Origin of the sequence: Flavobacterium marginilacus, assembly GCF_026870155.1 — a bacterium.
In the GTDB taxonomy this organism is placed as follows: Bacteria; Bacteroidota; Bacteroidia; order Flavobacteriales; family Flavobacteriaceae; genus Flavobacterium; species Flavobacterium marginilacus.
This window is the reverse complement of record NZ_CP113975.1, coordinates 1,814,718-1,835,002: the sequence shown is the minus strand read 5'-3', so window position 1 is coordinate 1,835,002 and position 20,285 is coordinate 1,814,718. Positions and strand designations below refer to the sequence as shown.

Below are 20,285 nucleotides of genomic sequence, written 5' to 3'. Positions count from 1 at the left end.
AAAGCTTTTTTTATATCCAAAATTATGGGAGCGAACTGATATTTTTAAGTAAAAAAGCTGGGCTATTAAATATTTAGGTGATAAATTAAATCAGGATAGCACAAGATAGTTTTCTGGGACATGTACTATATTTTTGAATTGATTACTTTATTAGTACTATTATTTCAATTATAAAAAGCATACTAAAAGTGACATTCACTTTTTCTCTGATGATTTCTTAATTAATACTAACTATGAAAAAAATTATTACAGCCGTATTATGCATTACGTTTTTTGGAATCATGGAGGCGCAAAAAGTTTATGAGATCGATACAAATGTCCCCGATATTGATATATACGAAAAGTTAAAACTTGGCGGTACAAATCCAAAAGGCGAAAAAATAAGTGTAAACAATTATTATATGTCTGTTGGAAACAAACCGGTAATTCCTATTGTGGGCGAGTTTCATTTTTCACGATACCCAAGACAATACTGGGACGAAAGCATCAGAAAAATAAAAGCCGGAGGAGTCAATGTAATTGCTACCTACGTTTTTTGGAATCTGCATGAAGAGAAAGAAAACACATTTGACTGGAGCGGTGATAAAGACCTGCGTTACTTCCTTCAGCTATGCCAGAAAAACAATATTGAAACGATCGTCCGAATTGGACCTTTCTGCCATGGAGAAATACGCAGCGGCGGTATGCCGGACTGGCTGTTAGGCCGCGCTTTAAACATTCGTTCCAATGACCCATTATACTTAAAATATGTGGAGCGGCTGTACAATGAAATTGGAAAACAGCTCAAAGGCTTATATTATAAAAACGGAGGCCCAATTATTGGAATACAGATTGAGAATGAATATCAGCATTCTGCCGCGCCTTGGGGGCTTACCTACCCAGGCCAGCCTCTTGAAATGACGGCTTCCGAAAGAGATATGAGTGTCACACAGGAAGGTGTAGGAATTGCTAATGAAGTCAATCCATATTCACAGCTGGGCAACGATCACATGAAAATATTGAAATCGCTGGCACTGTCTGCCGGTATGGATGTTCCTCTTTATACCGCTACAGGCTGGGGCAATGCTGCCATTATTCCTGACGAAAGCATACCGGTAACAGCTGCTTATGCCTATCCTTTCTGGACGCCTACAAGGGACTACTCGCCATTTTTTCTGTATAAAGATATGCACCGTTTTCCAGATTATGCTCCAGTGCGTTATTCTCCTGAAAATTACCCCGCTTTTTCGGCAGAACTGGGTTCGGGAATTATGAGCGTTTATACCCGCAGACCAATTGCAGTACACAAAAGCTTTGACGCATTAATTAACCGTTGCCTTGGAAGCGGAGCAAACGGTATTGGATATTATATGTATCATGGCGGATCAACTCCAAAAGGAAAATTCTCTTATATGAGCGATGAGGCATATGGACTGCCAAAAATATCGTATGATTTTCAGGCACCTATTGGCGAATACGGACAGGTACGTGAAGGTTTTCAGCGGCTGAAACTGCTTCATTTTTTTGTACAGGATTATGGACATCTGCTCGCTCCAATGGCCACAGTACTGCCTTTGGATGTCGCATCGCTTGTACCGCAAAACATATCTTCACTCAGATATGCTGTCCGCAAAAAAGGCAGTTCCGGTTTCATTTTCCTGAATAATTTTCAGGATGACACTACGATGACAGCCCAGAAAAACATTCGCTTGAATATAAAAACGGCACAAAAGAATATCATGATTCCAGAAACAGGAAGCTTTGACCTCGACAGCGATGAAAACGTCATATTCCCATACAACCTTGATCTTGATGGACTTAATCTCAATTACGCAACAGCTCAGCTTTTAGCAAAAGACGAAGAACAAGCAGAGCCGTATTATATTTTCTTTACCCCTTCGGGCATAAAAAGCGAATTTTCATTTTCACCAAACGTAAATTTCGAAAATCTTCAAGGCACAGCATGTGATAAAAATCCGCAGAGAATACTGGTTAGCTGTAATGAGGCGGTAAATGAATTTAAGTTAACAGCAAATGGAAAAATTTTGCGCATACTCGTGATAAGCAAAGAACAGGCATTAAAAATGTACAGCATACAAATTAACGGAAAAAGACATTTTATTTTTTCCAATGCTATAGTATTAGAAAATGGCAAAAATATTCAACTGCTGAATGACGGCAATACTAATTTTGACTTTGAGATATATCCAAAAACTGCTATACTTCCTAAAACTGAATTTGGCAGTTTAGAAAAACTGAAAGACAAAGGAGTCTTTTCATCTTATAAAATCAGCCTTCCGCAAGCAGTGCTAAATATAGAAAGTAAACAGGTAAGCGAAAGAAAATGGGCTTTGAACCTTCCCTTATCTTTGCCAAAATATGTTAATGATGCTTATCTGACCGTACAGTATACTGGAGACACAGCAATGGGATTTATTGATGGCGAACTTGTTACAGATGAATTTTACAAAGGCATCCCATGGGAAATTGGATTGCGCAAATTCCTTACAGGCAAACCGCAGGAAATGGTGTTTTATTTCCGTCCTATGCAAAAAAATGCTTCCTATCTTGTAGATTTACAGCCTTATCCAAAGAGCATACCTGATTTTGGTAATAAAAAAGAATTCTTGAGTGTAAACGGATTTACCCTAAAATTTCAATATACCACACAGATAACTTTTTAGATTAAATACATCTTTAATCCGTTGTGTTAAATTATTTTTAACCACATAGAACATAAATTTTTCTAATGTTTAGCGGGATACAATAAAAAACAGTACTGTCTAAAGTTAAATTATTCAGCATCACTGGTACGATTTTGTACCGGCATACCTGTATAAAATAATGGATTTTTTATATTTGTCCAAATACTTCAGATGTAATCCCGTATTATTCAATCCGCTATTTCTTAAAATGACTGATTTTTTCCGCATTATCATAACCAAAAGAACAGTAAAGACATTCTTAATGACTTTAGCACTTTTCTTAGCATTTTATGGCAATGCGCAGCAAATGCTTTTCTCGGCGGTAGAGGGAAGAGAACAAATGAACGAGGCGCAGATAAGAAACATACTGCAGCTTAAAGACGGCAGAATTGGCGTCTTTACAGAAGGCATGCTCAACCTATATGATGGATCTGGTTTTAAGACTATTCATATAAATGACGAGAACACTATACCGCTTCCCGGTTATACAGGTTTTCATCACAGCTATCTTGAGTCGGATAGAATATGGTTTAAAAACAGAGGCAAACTAGCTGTAATTGACCTTTCGGAAGAACGAACAGACAAACAGCCTGCTGCAGTTCTAAAGGATCTGGGAATAAAAGAAATGCCTGCTGATCTTTATATAGACAGCAGTGAGGATATATGGATACTTACCAAAAACAATTCCTTATTATGCAGGGAAAAGAAAACCGGCAAAAAAATTACATTTATAAAAAACATTGACCTTCCAGATTTTAATGATCAATTATTTGATGTTGTATGCTCTGGTAACAGCATATACCTTCTCTATAAATCCGGTACACTGAGATGTTTTGACCGAAAATCAAAAATTGAACGCTATAATCAGGCATTGGCACCAAATATGCAGGGAGCATTTAGAGACTGGGCACACGTTACAGCAGTAAAAAAATGCCTGTTTATTATCCGAGCCGGAAACTCCAAAGGCCAGCTCATACGCTTTAACACTCTAACCAGGAAAACCGATGTCATACTTCAGGTAAATGATTACTGGCTCAACTGCTTTGCAGCAAACAGTAAAGGTGAAATTTCTTTAAGCTGCAAAAAAGGATTATATCAATTCCCGACCTCAACAGACAGACCAGTACTTGTTAAAGACATTCATATTTCTGGAGGCTCAAAAATACAAACCGAAATCAGTACAATACTCTATGACAAACAGGGAGGTTTTTGGTTAGGAACTCTTAACAAAGGACTATATTATTATCATCCCGATCGATTCCGCTTCAAAAAACTGCTGAAAAACGATTTTAAAGCAGAAGACAGTACTGACTTTGTTATTAACACTCTTGAACAAAGCACTGACAATACGGTTATTGCAGGTACCAATAATGCAGTATATAAAATTCCATTTCCTTTTTCTGCTAATAAAACGCCGCTCAAATTATTACAGCAGGGTTCAAATTTTCTATTTAAAGATCCTGCCGGCACAGTCTGGATTGCTTCAGCAGGCGGTCTCTACAGCATTGCGGAGAAAACAGCAAAAAAAGTCCTTGACGGATCATTCAATCATATTACTGCTGCAGGAAATCAATCCATCTATTTAAGTACTGCAGGACAGGGCGTATTAGAATACCAATATAAGTCAGAAGATAAACATATTAGAAAAACAGCCAGTCCAAAATATGTAAAACAAACTGCAGTTTGGAATAATAAACTCATCGGAATTTCCTCAGAAGGACCATTTATTACTGATATTAAAAATAATACATTCATTTTGCCTCTCCGGCAGGGAATCAGCAAACCTGCCATGTTTCGGCATGCAAACCACAGGTATACTTTTGTTTTTGCCGATTCTGGAAATGATTTATGGATGGGTACCTACGATGGATTATATATGTGGCGCAATAATGAACAAAAACTGTATCAATTTAATACATCAGCCGGATTGGTTAATAATAGTGTAAAGGCTATTGCAGAAGATCTTGACCATTCCTTCTGGGTTACCACATCAAGAGGAATCAGCCATATATTCAAAACTCAAAACAATTCAGGCTGTACATTCAGCATTGAAAACTATAATAGTCTTGCAGGCGTTCAGCAGCATGCTTTTGCCGAACGATCAATATTGCTGGGATCTGACGGCACTTTGTTCGCAGGCGGAATCGATGGTCTTAATTACCTGATGCCGGCACAAAAAGGCAATCTTCCAGTCCTTAACCCAGTATTGCTGTATCTCACAGTATTTTCTAACACCCAAAAATCATTACCCTATAATGGACTCAATTTAGCTTATAAAAATAAAATTACGCTTAAACATAATCAGAATTTCTTCAAGATTAGCTTTTCGGGACTGAATTACAGTAATCCTGAGCAGGTGAATTACAGATATAAACTTGATAATATTGATGACAGATGGCGTTATGGACAGCCTGTAAATGGTTTAGGTGAAGCCAATTATACCAATCTTGAACCAGGTGAATACCTATTTAAGGTACAGGCCAGTCCTGATGGTATTCATTGGAAAGGAGCTGCTAAAACGCTTTCTATTTCAATCACCCCGCCATTCTGGAAAACGCTCTATGCCTACATCTTCTATATATCTTTCACTATTACGGTATCGCTTTTTATAATTTTTCGTATTGCATCTGCCAGCAAAATCAAACAGCAACAACAGCAAGAACAGGCTGTAGCTAAAGCAAAAACTGATTTTATTACGAATATCAGTCATGAACTGCGCACACCTCTCACTCTTGTAATTACTCCGCTTCAAGCTCTTTTAAACAGTGTTGAAGATACCGATATAAAAAAGAAACTGCTGCAAATCAGCGGCAGTGCACAGCTGATGCTGGAAACTGTAAGCCAGCTTCTTGAATTTAAAAAAATGGATCTGGGCGGAGAAACTCTAAACCTGCACTTTTATGAGAGTCTGACTTTTATTAATGAATTATGCCAAGGATACTCACGGCTTGCAGATGAGAAAGGAATTGTTTTAAAAGAAGATATCAGCCAAGACATTGAAGGACTATTCATTGACCGGCAGAAAGTTACCCGTATTATTGGCAACCTGATTTCAAATGCCTTAAAATTTACACCGCAGGGAGGCACAGTTTGGATCTCGGTTTTGCATGATCCGACAGCAGAACTTTTAAAAATAATTGTGCGTGATAATGGCGTAGGAATAGCAGAAAACGAACTTACAAATATCTTTGACCGTTTTTATCAGGCAAATAATCAAAATGAAAGTTCAGCAGGCAGTGGCATTGGTTTATATATGGTAAAACAATATGCTCTGATTCACAGAGGCTCGGTAACGGCATCGAGCGGTTATGAAAATGGAACTTCCATAGAAGTCACTTTATCAGTTGCTGAAGAAAACTCAGAAAATCTTAATACTTTCTTTCCTAAAACTGATGTTAAAACGCTTCTTATTGCTGAAGATAGTAATGCATTACGAGAGTACCTCGCAAGTGAATTAAAACCAAATTTTAATATTGTTCTTGCCCAAAACGGTGCCGAAGCTTTAGAAAATGCAGTAAAACACAGCCCCGACTTAATTATCTGCGATATGATGATGCCTGTAGTTGGCGGTCCTGAATTCTGTCGTGCTCTTAGAAGCAATTTTAATATCAGCCATATTCCGGTTATCATGCTTACCGGAAGAACTTCAGATGAAGCCCGCTTAGAAGCCTATGAATCTGGAGCAGATGCATTTTTGGTAAAACCTTTTGATATTTCCATTTTAAATGTACGAATCATTAAACTGCTGCAGCTTTGTGATTCCAGAAGACGTGCTTTTAAAGAGGAAAAAGATATAAAAACCGAAACCATTACCAGTAATCCAATAGACAGAGAATTACTTGATACAGCCCTAAAACATGTATACAATAATATTTCAAAACAAGGCTATTCGGTAGAAAAATTTAGTTCTGATATGAATATGGACCGTACAGGTTTATATCGTAAACTTATGGCATTGACCGGACTCCCGCCTATAGCTTTTATTAGAGAAATCAGACTTCGAAAAGCTGCTGAGATGCTGGCTTCAACACAGGTTCCAATATCAGATATAGCACAGGAAGTTGGTTTCAGCAGTGTATCTTATTTTACAAAATGTTTCCACGAAGCATTTAACAAAACTCCCAGCCAATATAGAGCAGAAAAGACAACTTAAGGCAGTTATACATACTTAATAGTTTTTTGTACTAATCAATTATCTGAAGTTCTTTACTGTAATCCTGCTATGTTTTTTAGCTGAATAATAAAGGCGGATATAACTGCATCTGCTGTATGCTAGTTTTGTTAAACATATTAACTCAGCCAATATTTTTTTTTACAAAACATTGAAAATAAACAATTTAAAACTATTCAACATTTGTTATAATAGTTTCAACAAATGTTATAGTCTTATTTTTTCTTTCATTATAATTTTACAATTGTCCATAGAACAGTTTAACTGATTAATAATTTCAGTTAGGCAAAATTTATAAAATTTACTAATACTACAACTAATGAAAAACATCTTTTTAACCTTGTTTATGGTTTTAGTCCTTACGCAGGGAAGCACTGCACAGAACTATCAAAAAACAAAACAGGGTCTCAAAACTACGGTAGCAGGAAATGTCATCGAATTACAAATTTACAGCCCGGAAACCATAAGAGTTGTAAAATATCCCACAGGCAAAGATTTCAATAAAGAAAGTCTCACTGTTATCGCTAAACCTCAAAGTACACCCTTTCAGATTACCGACAAAGAATCTTCAATAATTCTTAAAACAAAAAAAATTATAGTTACTATTGATACCAAAACCGGTTCCTTAACTTTTCATACCACTGACGGCGGTATGCTGTTAAAAGAAAAAAATGACGGAGTCCGTTTTACTCCTTTTGATGACAGCGGAGTACCTTCGTATATTGTACATCAGTCTTTTGAACTTGACAAAGGAGAACCTATATATGGTTTGGGTCAGCATCAAAGAGGGAATTTAAGCCAGCGAAATCAAAACTACAGACTCGAACAGGGTAATCTTGATGATGTAGTGCCATTTTTTCAATCCATCAAAGGATACGGTATTTTTTGGGATAATTATTCTCCAACCGATTTTAAAGATGATGCTGCAGCAACTTCTTTTACTTCTGATGTGGGTGACGGCATCGACTACTACTTTATGTATGGTGCAACTTCAGACGGTGTTATCGGACAAATGCGGACGCTAACCGGTATTGCTCCAATGTTTCCTCTTTGGACATTTGGCTATTGGCAGAGTAAAGAGCGCTACAAAAGCCAGCAGGAAATTGTAGATGTTATAAAAGAATACCGCAGACTTGGGGTACCGCTCGATGGAATTATTCAGGACTGGCAATATTGGGGATCCAATTATCTTTGGAATTCAATGGATTTCCTGAATGCTGATTTCAATAAGCCACAAAAAATGATAGATGAAATCCATGCACTAAACGCTCATTTTGCTATTTCAATCTGGTCATCATTTGGTCCTATGACGAAACAATTCCGCGAGCTTAAAGAAAAGAAAATGCTCCTAAATTTTAAAACCTGGCCTGAGACAGGATACGACACATGGCCGGCTGACCCAGATTATCCGTCAGGCGTGCTGCCATATGACCCATATAATCCGGAGGCAAGAGCTATTTACTGGAGATACCTAAATGCAGGTTTGTTTTCAAAAGGCATTGACGGATGGTGGATGGATTCCACAGAACCCGATCATATGCAGGCAAAACCTTCAGACTATGACAATCAGACTTATTTGGGATCTTTTAGAAAAGTCCGCAATGCCTACCCGCTTATGTCTGTTGGAGGAGTGTATACCAACCAGCGTGCGGCTGCATCTGATAAGCGCGTTTTCATACTTACCCGCTCTGCTTTTGCCGGACAGCAGCGATACGGAGCCAATACATGGTCTGGAGACACAAATTCATCCTGGCAAACTCTTCGCCAGCAGATACCGGCAGGACTTAACTTTTCACTAAGTGCTATACCCTATTGGAATAGTGATATTGGCGGTTTCTTCCTTGGTAATTATAAAAATGCAACGACAAATCCTGAATATAAGGAGCTATATACACGATGGCTTGCGTTTGGTACATTTTGTCCTATGATGCGTTCTCACGGAACTGATGCTCCTCGCGAAATTTATCAATTTGGTAAAAAAGGAGATAGAGTCTATGATGCGATTGAAAAATTCATTAATCTTCGCTACAGTCTTCTTCCCTATATCTATTCTGCATCCAGAGATGTTACAGCCCATAATTCCAGTATGATGCGGGCATTGTTCATGGATTTTAAAAATGACTCAAAAACCTGGGATAATACGCAGGAATATATGTTTGGAAAATTTCTTCTTATAAATCCTGTAACACAGCCGATGTACACTGACAAAAATGGAAGTGTTATTACAGAAAACTACAGCAGTGTAAAATCGCAGGAAACCTATCTGCCGGAAGGTTCAGACTGGTACGATTTATGGTCAAACACTAAGTTTGAAGGAGGCAGAAAAGTGAGCCGAGAAACACCTCTTGACATCATTCCTGTCTATGTAAAAGCAGGAGCTATACTTCCAGTGGGGCCGAATGTACAATTTGCGAAAGAAAAGAAATGGGACAATTTAACTATGAAAGTGTATCCTGGAGCTGATGGTACATTTACGCTCTATGAAGATGAGTTTGATAACTACAATTATGAAAAAGGAGCATACAGCGAAATTGAATTTAACTGGAACGAAAAACAGCAAAAATTAACGATTAATGCCCGAACAGGGACATTTAAAGGAATAACTGAAATCAGAAATTTTACTATTGTACTGCCCGATGGAAAAAGCAAATTAGTAAATTACAACGGTAAGAAAACCCAAGTAGTATTCTAAAATAGTATTGATAAAAAGCTTCAGCCTTATTAACACTTTCATCTAAGGTAAATAGCTGTACAAATTTTAACGTTTCTAAACATTTGATCTGCCTGCGGTGTTTCTTCCGCAGGCTTTTCTAATTATGGTTTTATCAGTTTATTACATTTTACGAAAAACTCTTCATCATTATAACCTGCATAACACAGCTTATACAAATTGTGAAGCTGTCAATATCATTTTTAAATATATAGCCCTATATTCACAAAATATATTGAATGAGGAAATACAGCTCATAAATTAACTTGTATCCAAAACAGAATCATGCATTTAAGAAGAACTAATAAAAAACACAATTATATTTATATCATCTATTTTATGTGTTTAGCTAACTTAAATGCACAAAATCTTTTTTTTGAAAAAATTACAGGAAGAGATATAAAACCCGTTACACAAATACATGGAATTGTCAAAGATTCTCTTGGTTACATCTGGATAGGAAGCTGGAATGGCGCCTACCGTTATGACGGAAGAACATTCGACTTTTTCTATCATAATCCTAACGATAAAACATCCCTGCCCAATAACCGCATACGCAATATAGTCAACGATAAGACTTATGGGCTGTGGTTCTTTACCTTTGAAAGAAAATATGTCCGCTTTAATTATAAACTGAATTCTTTTAAGGCTGTTGACGCAGACAAAGTTCCTCGGGCAATTGTTGAAAAGGTACTGATTAACTCAAATACCTTAAACAAAAACAGAACCATTCAGGGAAAGAAATACTCTATAGACGAGCATCTTTTTACCGTTCTAGACATTCAAACAGGCAAAAAGTACCAATACACAGCCAATATCAATAATCCCGGACAGCTGTTAGATGACTACATCACCGATTTTTTTATTGATGAGCAGAATATAATCTGGCTTGGCACAAGAGGCGGTGATGTTTACAAAGCAAATCCTAACCGAAACCCATTTGAATTGCATTACAGCTTTACAAAAGGCAGTGACAATACAAAATTAGCCGATGTCAGAGCTGTAACAAAATGCAAGAGTGAAGTCTGGCTTGGCACTGATGAAGGCATTCTTATCTATAAAAACAATAAGCTCGATTCCAGCCATCCTTTCTATAGATCAAACAGCAGAATCAAAAATGTACGTACATTATTTAAGGACAGTAAAGACAGAATATGGATTGGCGGTATCAGCGGACTCGAATGTTATGATCCAAAAACGAATCAGTGTAAAGCAATAATAAATAATGTACTCGCTCCAAAACTGGAGACATGGTCCGTATTTGCCTTAAAAACATCGGAGCCCAACTATTTATGGGTCGGTTTGTTTGATGGTATTGCACAAGTAAATTTAGCAGACCTGACAATCCGTTTTTTTGATTTAGCCAAAGACATAAATGGCCACAGTGTTATGGATATACTGTCTGTCAGCAGTCATGAGCTTTGGCTGGCAACAGAAGGAAGCGGCATTATAACTGTCCAAATAGATAACAAAGGAGAAATACACAGCAGACTGCAGTTAAATACCTTTCAAAAAAACCGCATGCATATTTCGGACAATATTGTTTTCGCGCTTCACAAGGACAAACGAGGTATAATCTGGACCGGCACCAGTGAAGGTCTGAACAGGATTTCTATTAAAGAAAAATCTATACGTATAGAAAAAGTACAGCTTCTTTCAGAAATCCCAAATACCTACATATCTTCTATAACCGATGACAATAACGGAAATCTTTGGATAGCACACAAGCAGGGAATATCAATGGTCGATATTGTTTCTAATAGAGTATCCAATTACCAGAAAGAAGACCTATTTGGGTCATGGACATTCTCGGAAAGAGCTTTTTACAAAGACACTGCAGATCAAAAAATATATTTTGGAGACAGAAATGGCTATGTGGTTTTTAACCCAGATAAAATAAAGAATATTGAAGATAATAATAAACTTATCTTTAAAAATCTGTATATCTCTAATGAGAAAGTAATCCCTATGAATCCGATTAATGGACAGGATATTTTAACTCAGAACCTTTCGCAGACACAGCAAATAAAATTGGATTACGAAAACCGAAATTTTACAATTGAACTAGCTTCTTTAAATTACAGCAAAACAAACAAAGAAGTTCTCGAGTATATGCTCGAAGGATATGAAGACAAATGGATTAAAACCAGCGGCAGTAAAATCACCTACAATAAAATTCCTCCTGGAAGTTATACTTTCAAAGCACACATAGTCTCTCCTAATGATACCAAATCTACTGTTCAGACACTTGGGATACAAATAGGTGCCCGATGGTTTGAAACCTGGCTGGCAAAAGCACTCTTTCTTTTTCTGTTAATCGGTACTGTTTACTGGGTATTCAAAGAGATGCTTGATAGAGACCGCCTTAAAAACGAAGTCCGATCTGCCCTATTAAATGCGCAGAAAGAAAAAGAACTAAATTTAGAAAAATTAGAATTTTTCACCAATATTTCACATGATTTAAAAACACCTTTAACACTGATTGCTGATCCAATAAAACAGCTGGAAAACAAACAGCTCCCAGCAGATGAAAAAGCGCTTTATTTCTCAATAATAAATAGAAACCTAAATTACCTTACCAAGCTGATTCAGCAGATTTTGGATTTTAGAAAATCAGAAATAGGAAAACTAAAATTAAACATAAGCACTCAGGATTTTAATGCTTTCATAACAGAATGCTATAACACTTTTAAATACATAGCAGAAAAACGCAGCATTGACTTCAAACTTCAGATTGAAGAAAGTTCCCTAAATGTTTATTTGGATTTCGAAAAAACAGATCAAATACTAATTAATATATTGTCAAATGCATTAAAATATACTCCAGACGGAGGCAAAGTATTATTTTCAGCTTTTGCTGACAAAGAAAAAAATACTTTGGAAATCATAGTTGAAGACAACGGCATTGGCATCGAAGCGCAGGAATTAGAAAAAATATTTGAGCCCTTTAACAATACAGGTCCAAGCCCATTTCATGGTTATTCCTCAGGAATTGGCTTATCGCTGACAAAAAGCCTTGTTGATTTTTTAGGCGGAAGCATCACTATTGAAAGCGGAGCAGGTACTGGCACTAAAGCCTGCATTATACTGCCGTATGCCAAATCTGAAGAATTACCGGTACAGCACATTCCAGCGTCTTACGCAGAACCTTCAGGGAATAATCCAGAGCAGATAAATACACCGGCAGATTCAAATATTCCTACCTTACTCATTGTAGAAGACAATCCTGATGTCCAGGCTTACCTGCATAATGAATTAAAAAACAAATACATTATCATTCAGGAATACAATGGAAAAAAAGGTTTGGAAACAGCTATACAGCAAATACCAGACCTCGTCATTTCTGATATTATGATGCCCGAAATGGAAGGCACACAGCTCTGCAGAGAACTAAAAACAAATGAAAGCACCTGTCATATTCCAATAATTTTACTGACTGCAAAAGGATCTAATGAAAACCAGATCGAAGGATATGAATTAGGCGCTGAAGCATATGTGACGAAACCTTTCAGTGTTGAAATTTTAAAAGCCCAGATCAAAAGCGTCTTAGAAAACAGAACAATTCTTTTAAACCGATTATCCAGCATTACGAATCTAAATCAGCTGAAGGAAGAATCGGCAGACTTAGATAAAATTTTTATTGAAAAAGTTACAGACATCATTAGCTCTCATATCGAAGAAACAGATTTAAACCCTGAAATACTGGCGCAGAAAATTAAAATCAGCCAAAGACAGCTTTATCGAAAAATAAAAGCAGTCAGCGGATCTACAGTACATGAATTTATCACAAAAGTCCGAATGGAGCATGCTGCAGACTTACTCAAAAATTCTGACCTCAATATTTCTCAGATTGCCTACAAAGTAGGATTTACCGAAGCTTCTAATTTTTCACGGACTTTTTCAAAACATTTTGGATGCAGTCCTTCGCAATATAGTAAATCATAAATTACTTTTTCAATAATTTTCTATCGTCACACGGCATTCGCTTTTAAAAGTTTCTTACACTAATTTGCACGAATTAAGATTGCTGTTTAATTACACAAAATATTCGATACTGTAAAAAGTTGTAAAATTTGATTTCAATTTTGATAAGAATTAGTGTTAATTGGTGAAATTCGTGTTTATCTTTTTTTAAATCCGAATGCCTCGCTACCGTCAATATCTTTTATTTGACAAATTCTCCTGTATCTGATTTACTTGCTTGTATTTTTTATTCCAAAAAATAAAATATGACTGTCTGCAAATAATACCATGTATTTTTTTTACCACTGATTACATAGATTCTCACAGATTTCAGTACTGTTTTTAAAAAAATCTGTGTAAATCTTTTTAATCTGTGGCTGATTCAATCTGTTTGGTATTAGTTAAGGATAGTCATAAAATAAAAAACAAACAACTAACTATATATCAAAACATTAAAACAGAACAAAACTCCCCAGCACTCTGTTCATTTGGCAGTATATGATATAAATTGGCAGTAACTGATAGCAGAAAATAAGGTCTTACATCTAAATTTGCTAAAGCTTCAGCCCTTTACCAAGCTGAAATTTTCCACTATTAATAACTTATTTTAAAACCAAAAATGAATAGCAAGTTATCTTATTACGTTTACAGTTTATTACTGCTCCTCACTTGTGGAGTTTTTGCACAGAAGCAAAATTTAGATGGAGTCAAATATAATTTTAATTATGACTGGAGACTCCAGAGAGGCGATGCTGAACAAGCAAAAAATACAGATTTCAGTGACGCTGACTGGACAAAAGTGAATCTTCCGTATGCATGGAATCAAGCTGAAGCATTTAAACTTGATATTGCAAACCTCTCTACAGATATTGCCTGGTACCGCAAAACATTTCAGCTCCCAGCCGAAGCAAAAAGCAAAAAAATCTTCATCGAATTTGAAGGTGTTAGACAAATGGGAGAAATCTATGTAAATGGAAAATTCATAGGAAGACATGAAAATGGAGCAATGGCTTTTGGTTTTGATATCACGTCATTTTTAAATCCATTTCCAATGAACAACATAATAGCCGTTAAAACCGACAATGACTGGAAATACAAAGAGAAAGCGACAGGTTCAGGATTTCAATGGAATGATAAAAACTTCAATGCAAACTATGGCGGAATTTCCAAAAATGTATATCTGCACATAAAATCAAATGTATACCAGACTCTTCCATTATTTTCAACACTAGGAACAACCGGAACGTATGTCTATGCTTCAGATTTTGATATTCCGAATAAAAAAGCTCTAATAAATGTTTCTTCACAAGTAAAAAATGAAAGCCCTGATGCAGTCAATGCTCATCTAAAATTGACTATCCAAGACATGGACGGTAAAACAGTTGCAGCATTCACAGGTGCACCTGCCATTGTACAGCCTGGAAAAGAAATCGATTTAAAAGCATCAAAAATAGTAAATAATTTAAATTTTTGGAGCTGGGGATACGGCTACTTATATAATGTTCGGAGCGAATTAATAGTCAATAATAAAATAGCTGATAAAACTACGATACGCACTGGATTCCGTAAAACGAAATTCGAGAAAGGCATGATCTGGCTGAACGACCGCGTTATTATGATGCATGGCTATGCACAGCGAACGAGTAACGAATGGCCGTCTCTGGGTATGTCTGTACCTGCATGGATGAGTGATTACAGTAACAGCCAGATGATTGAAAGCAATGGAAATTTAGTACGCTGGATGCACATTACCCCTTGGAAACAGGATGTAGAGTCTTGTGACAGAGTTGGACTCATTCAGGCAATGCCTGCCGGTGATTCCGAAAAAGATGTTACCGGACGCAGATGGGAACAGCGCACAGAGTTAATGCGCGATGCAATCATTTATAACCGCAACAACCCTAGTATTTTATTTTACGAATCAGGAAATGAAAGCATTTCCGAGGAACATATGGCAGAAATGAAAGCCATTAAAAATATGTACGATCCTTTTGGCGGCCGTGCGATAGGAAGCCGTGAAATGCTGGACAGCAAAATCGCTGAATACGGTGGCGAAATGCTGTACATCAATAAAAGTGCGAGACTTCCTTTTTGGGCTACAGAATACAGCAGAGACGAAGGTCTTCGTAAATATTGGGACGAACTCACTACTCCATTTCATAAAGAAGGAACCGGCGGCACAAATCATACCAATGTAAACGGAAGTAAAATTACTGATGCCAGCTCTTACAACCACAATCAGGATGCTCATGCCATAGAAGATGTAACACGCTGGTATGACTACTATACTGAACGTCCGGGAACGGGAACAAGAGTGAGTTCGGGAGGGGTAAATATAATTTTTTCAGACAGCAATACTCACTTTAGAGGAGCCGAAAATTACAGAAGAAGCGGTGAAGTTGACCCTATGAGAATACCAAAGGAAGGCTTTTTTGCACATCAGGTTATCTGGAATGGATGGGTCGATATTGAAAATCCAGATATTCACATTATAGGACACTGGAATTATGACAGCGCTGTTACAAAAAAAGTAACCGTAGTATCAACTGCAGATGCTGTAGAATTATTTATCAACGGTAAAAGTCTTGGCAGAGGCACACAGTCTAAAAGATTTTTATTCAGCTTTGAAAATGTAAAGTTTGAGCCTGGAAGTATTACTGCTGTTGGATATAACACTGCTAATAAAAAAATATGCGAAACCCAGATTAAGACTGCGGGAAAACCTGCTACTGTAAAACTAAGCAGTATCCAAAGACCCGGAGGCACACTGGCTGACGGAAGTGATATTGTACTTGTACAGGTAGAAGTTGTAGATGCCAATGGCAGCAGATGCCCCACGGCACTGAATATGATTGATTTTGATGTTCAGGGACAGGGTACTTTTGTGGGAGGAATTGCTCAGGGACCAGATAATTATATTGGTTCAAAAAGTATTCCTGTAGAATGCGGCGTTAACCGCATAATGCTCAGAGCTGGAGAAAAACAAGGTGAAATTAAAATAAAAGCAATCTCTAAAGATTTAAAATCAGCGGAGCTGATAATTAAAACAATTGCTGCTGAAAATGGTAAACTAACAACAGTTATGCCGAGTAATAAACTGCCTTCTTATCTGAAAAAAGGACCTACTCCGCAGACACCATCGTTTAAAGTGTCACGAACACCGATCCGAATTATTTCGGCAAAAACTTCCTCAAATGAATCTGACGCAGTCAAAAGTTATGATGATGATGAATTAACGCAATGGTCAAACACTAAAGATGCCAGCCCGGTCATTGAATATGAATTGGAACGTGAAGCCCAAATAAACCAAGTGGTATTAAAGCTCGCTGGCTGGAGAAGCAAAAAATATCCTTTACGCATTTTCGTAGACGGCAAAGAAATTTTCAACGGAGTAACGCCTACTAGTTTGGGATATGTGACTTTGGACTGTAAGCCTGTTTTTGGGAAAAAAGTTAAAATTGAATTGTCTGCATCTGCTGAAAATAGCAGCGAAATAAATCTAGTTGAAATTACCGGAAAAGTAGATGCAGCAGGATTAAAACCAGAACAAAAATCAAATGGAGAACTACCAATTGTTGAAGTAGAGTTTTACGAACCGATATTATAGTCCAATTTTTAATACTGGGATTTATTTTTAAGAGGGACTTTTCAGTCCCTCTTTTTATTTTTAATCATGCGGAAAATGACTTTGGACATTAGCACAACTGTATTCTTTAGCCATAAAAACAATCAAAATTATTAAATCAGCGGACTCTCGTCATACAGCTCTTTTTACAAAAAAAAACATACTGCATTCACTTCTTTATTTTCTGCCAGTTTGTATTTCCACTGATAACCATTTAAATATTCTGAATATCAGTTAGTTTTTACCAACGCTCTGCAGCTGACTTTATTTTCATTCCGACATTTTCAACACGCGGCGCATCCTGAACTTTATTTTCTTTTAGAAATGTTTCATACGGCATAAATGAAGATGGAAATAATTGGCTGCTGGACACAAAATTCAAACTCTTTTTTCCTGTAAATGGATTTTGTGCACAGGAAAACAACAATCCAATCAAACACAATCCATCACCTAATAATAAGTATTTTTTCACAGCAAAACATTTTAAACTGTTCAATAAAATTACATTTTCAGCAGTGCTGTTATTTATACAATAAATGTAATAAGCATCAATATTTTCAGTTAACGCACATCAAAAGTTTTTATTAAAATCATACCTATTAACCCTTAATTTATTAAAATCTAAAAATCTAAAATTCAACATATTAAAGACAAAAATATCAGATAAACATTTCCATACCCTAATACATCGCTTCATGACATGTAATCTTCTTCTTATGCCAATTTTTAAGAATTAATTTGGTATCTAAAGTAATTTTAAGCTATAAATAAGATGTATAAAAGTTTATGTGTCATTCGAAATGTAGGCAATCCCCAAACACTATGCTTCGAAAAGTTAAAAAAAGCCATTAATAAACAGGCTTATTTTTTACAGCCAAAAGTATTTCCAGTTCAGGGGTACTTACTGTCTGGGTATTTGACTCGGACAGCATTTTTTTTCAAAAATTTAATTGCAATTTTTTTAAACCCCTTAAATCACAAAAAACTAACATTATGGAATTACAAAACACAAACGAACTGGATGATGTCGCTGTATTGAATAATACTAGCGGCAGTTTTACATTCAGAACGCCAGCTGGAATTCAAGATTTTCCGAATGATCCAGCTAAGCAGACGGCTATGAATTCATTATGGAGTTCAAATCTAGATGAATTTACACAACAGGGAATGTTAAGCAATCCTTGGAATTCTACCAATACTCCTAGTGTTACAAATTATTACAATCCTATACAGAATAATCCAAAAAGCAGTACTTACCCAGTTTTATGGTTTGCTTTTCCAGGAAGACTGCACTATAATTTTCCCAACGCAAATCAAGATCAGTTAAACGAAATGGCCGATACTGGCAATATGCCGAGTCTCATTAATAATAATCCATGCGGTACTCCTACTCAAACTATTCCATATTTTCCATATGGTCCCAGAGGCTGGCAGGATGAATATTGCGAATGGGCTGTAACAAGAAACTCAAAAAACCAGATTACCCGCATTGATTTTACCTGTGAAAATCCAGAATACTGGAACAGCCTCTGGCTTGTTGATCCTAATAAAGTGGTGTCCCTTTATCAATCCGTATTGAACAAACCGCAAATTACGCTTGCAGATCTAAGTCTGTCTGGTGCGGTTAATCCAATTACTGGAGGACCAGTATATAATCCGCTGAACAAATGGAACAGCGGTACTGTTTCTTCTGAAACTACTGGAGGTGCGATACATTTAACCAGTACACCCAATACTTTACAAACAGAGATTGGGCTGGCAACTGCTGCAACCGTTCAGCGCAATAATCCGTCTGGCACTACTGGAAATACTGTTTGGCCTCAAAGGCTTTATAACAATTTATTATGCGATGCACAATACGGGCAAAAAAACCGCAACAGCGACCCTACAATTGGCGGAAATGTAAACAATCTTGTAAATGGTATTCTTACTGCAAATGTACCTCAGGTTGCTACACTGGCCGATCCTCCGGGACTGTACATACAAATGCCTGACTTTACTAATTATAAAACTCCAGATGGAACTGATGCATCAGCTTTTTGGAAAATTGTACGCGGTTCTAAAACATTAAATGACCAATACGGCAATCCGATGCCGGGGAACTTTATTCTGCATGCAGTATTTGAAGTGCCTGCAGATAAAAATTATACCGTTAGTGATATAAAAATAAACGGCCAGCCGATACAATGGGGGTCACAGATAGCATCAACTTTCCAAATGCAGATTGTTGCCAGCGCGTATGCCACCTCAACACAGCCGATAGGATATGACGCTGTAGGCTCAAAAGATCCTGCATTTGCACAGCCATTACAGCTGTTTTATGCAGATTATTTTAATGCCATGTACAGCACTATGGTTCCAAATCCGGTAAATCATCCCATTTCATTATTAAGTAACAGTACATTTATTCCGCCAACACTGTTTAAATCGGCAAATGGAGTAAACATGGTTTTAATTAGTGATACCTGTACCGCAGTGCCCGGCGATTCTTCTACTTACCCAAAGGTAACTTTTGATGATGCTAATATTACTGCTGTGGTTAATTCTGTCCAAACCGGCATTAACTATGCAGTACCGGGAAACAGTATGCCGGGCAGTTATACCGCATTATTTATCACAGTAAATGTGGGACTAAACACTGCTGCAGGTCCTCACGGAATTTATATTACCAATTCCGGACAAAGCCAAAGCACAGCAATGCCTGCATTATTAACCGTTGCTCCTACAACTATACAAGCCAATGTAAAATGGCAGAATACAGGAGTAATGGTAACCCCTGGCATCCCGGTGAATATTGCTTATCAAAACGGTCTTTGGACAGCAAATCCAAATGATAACGGCGGACGGCTTTACAACGCAGCCGGAAACCCTTCATACATAACAGCGAAACCAGGTTACACAATGCCTGGCCAAAATGAAGGTGCACTGATAGGACAAGTAAGCGGTACTGTATTTTTTGTTGGTATGGGCGCAACTGTACCAAATAACGTTCAGGGTGAACTGCAGTTATGTATTAATGATGATTTAGATGGAATTTACGGGGTGGGTTTTGCTGATAACATCGGTAGTATATCAGTTACTGTAACAATTGGACAATAAACCACTCTTTTTCAATATTATGGGGAAGGTATT

7 protein-coding genes are annotated in these 20,285 nt (G+C 37.0%); 6 read left to right on the top strand and 1 reads right to left on the bottom strand.

The genetic code is table 11. The features are described 5' to 3' along the window. The first annotated feature begins 233 nt into the window (after positions 1-233). From OZP07_RS07890 to OZP07_RS07870, 5 genes are all read left to right on the top strand, one after another. Positions 234-2,663, top strand: coding sequence for a beta-galactosidase (locus tag OZP07_RS07890; protein WP_281637891.1), 2,430 nt, complete (start codon positions 234-236; stop codon positions 2,661-2,663). Positions 2,664-2,892: 229 nt separating this feature from the next. Then, complete coding sequence (locus OZP07_RS07885) at positions 2,893-6,837, top strand: hybrid sensor histidine kinase/response regulator transcription factor (protein WP_281637890.1); 3,945 nt, start codon at positions 2,893-2,895, stop codon at positions 6,835-6,837. Between the two features lie 337 nt (positions 6,838-7,174). After that, complete coding sequence (locus OZP07_RS07880; protein ID WP_281637889.1) at positions 7,175-9,547, top strand: TIM-barrel domain-containing protein; 2,373 nt, start codon at positions 7,175-7,177, stop codon at positions 9,545-9,547. A 303-nt stretch (positions 9,548-9,850) separates the two neighbouring features. Beyond that, on the top strand, positions 9,851-13,510 hold the full coding sequence (locus tag OZP07_RS07875) for a hybrid sensor histidine kinase/response regulator transcription factor (protein ID WP_281637888.1): 3,660 nt from the start codon (positions 9,851-9,853) through the stop codon (positions 13,508-13,510). A gap of 637 nt (positions 13,511-14,147) precedes the next feature. Beyond that, positions 14,148-17,135 (top strand): glycoside hydrolase family 2 protein, encoded by a 2,988-nt coding sequence (locus OZP07_RS07870; protein WP_281637887.1) that lies wholly within the window; start codon positions 14,148-14,150, stop codon positions 17,133-17,135. A gap of 259 nt (positions 17,136-17,394) precedes the next feature. Here OZP07_RS07870 and OZP07_RS07865 read toward each other — a convergent pair whose 3' ends face one another. Then, entirely contained in the window at positions 17,395-17,625 is a 231-nt protein-coding gene (locus OZP07_RS07865) for a hypothetical protein (RefSeq protein WP_281637886.1), read from the bottom strand. Positions 17,626-18,146: 521 nt separating this feature from the next. On the opposite strand from OZP07_RS07865, the gene OZP07_RS07860 reads away from it, so the two are divergent. Beyond that, positions 18,147-20,252 (top strand): hypothetical protein, encoded by a 2,106-nt coding sequence (locus OZP07_RS07860; RefSeq protein ID WP_281637885.1) that lies wholly within the window; start codon positions 18,147-18,149, stop codon positions 20,250-20,252. Positions 20,253-20,285 lie beyond the last annotated feature (33 nt).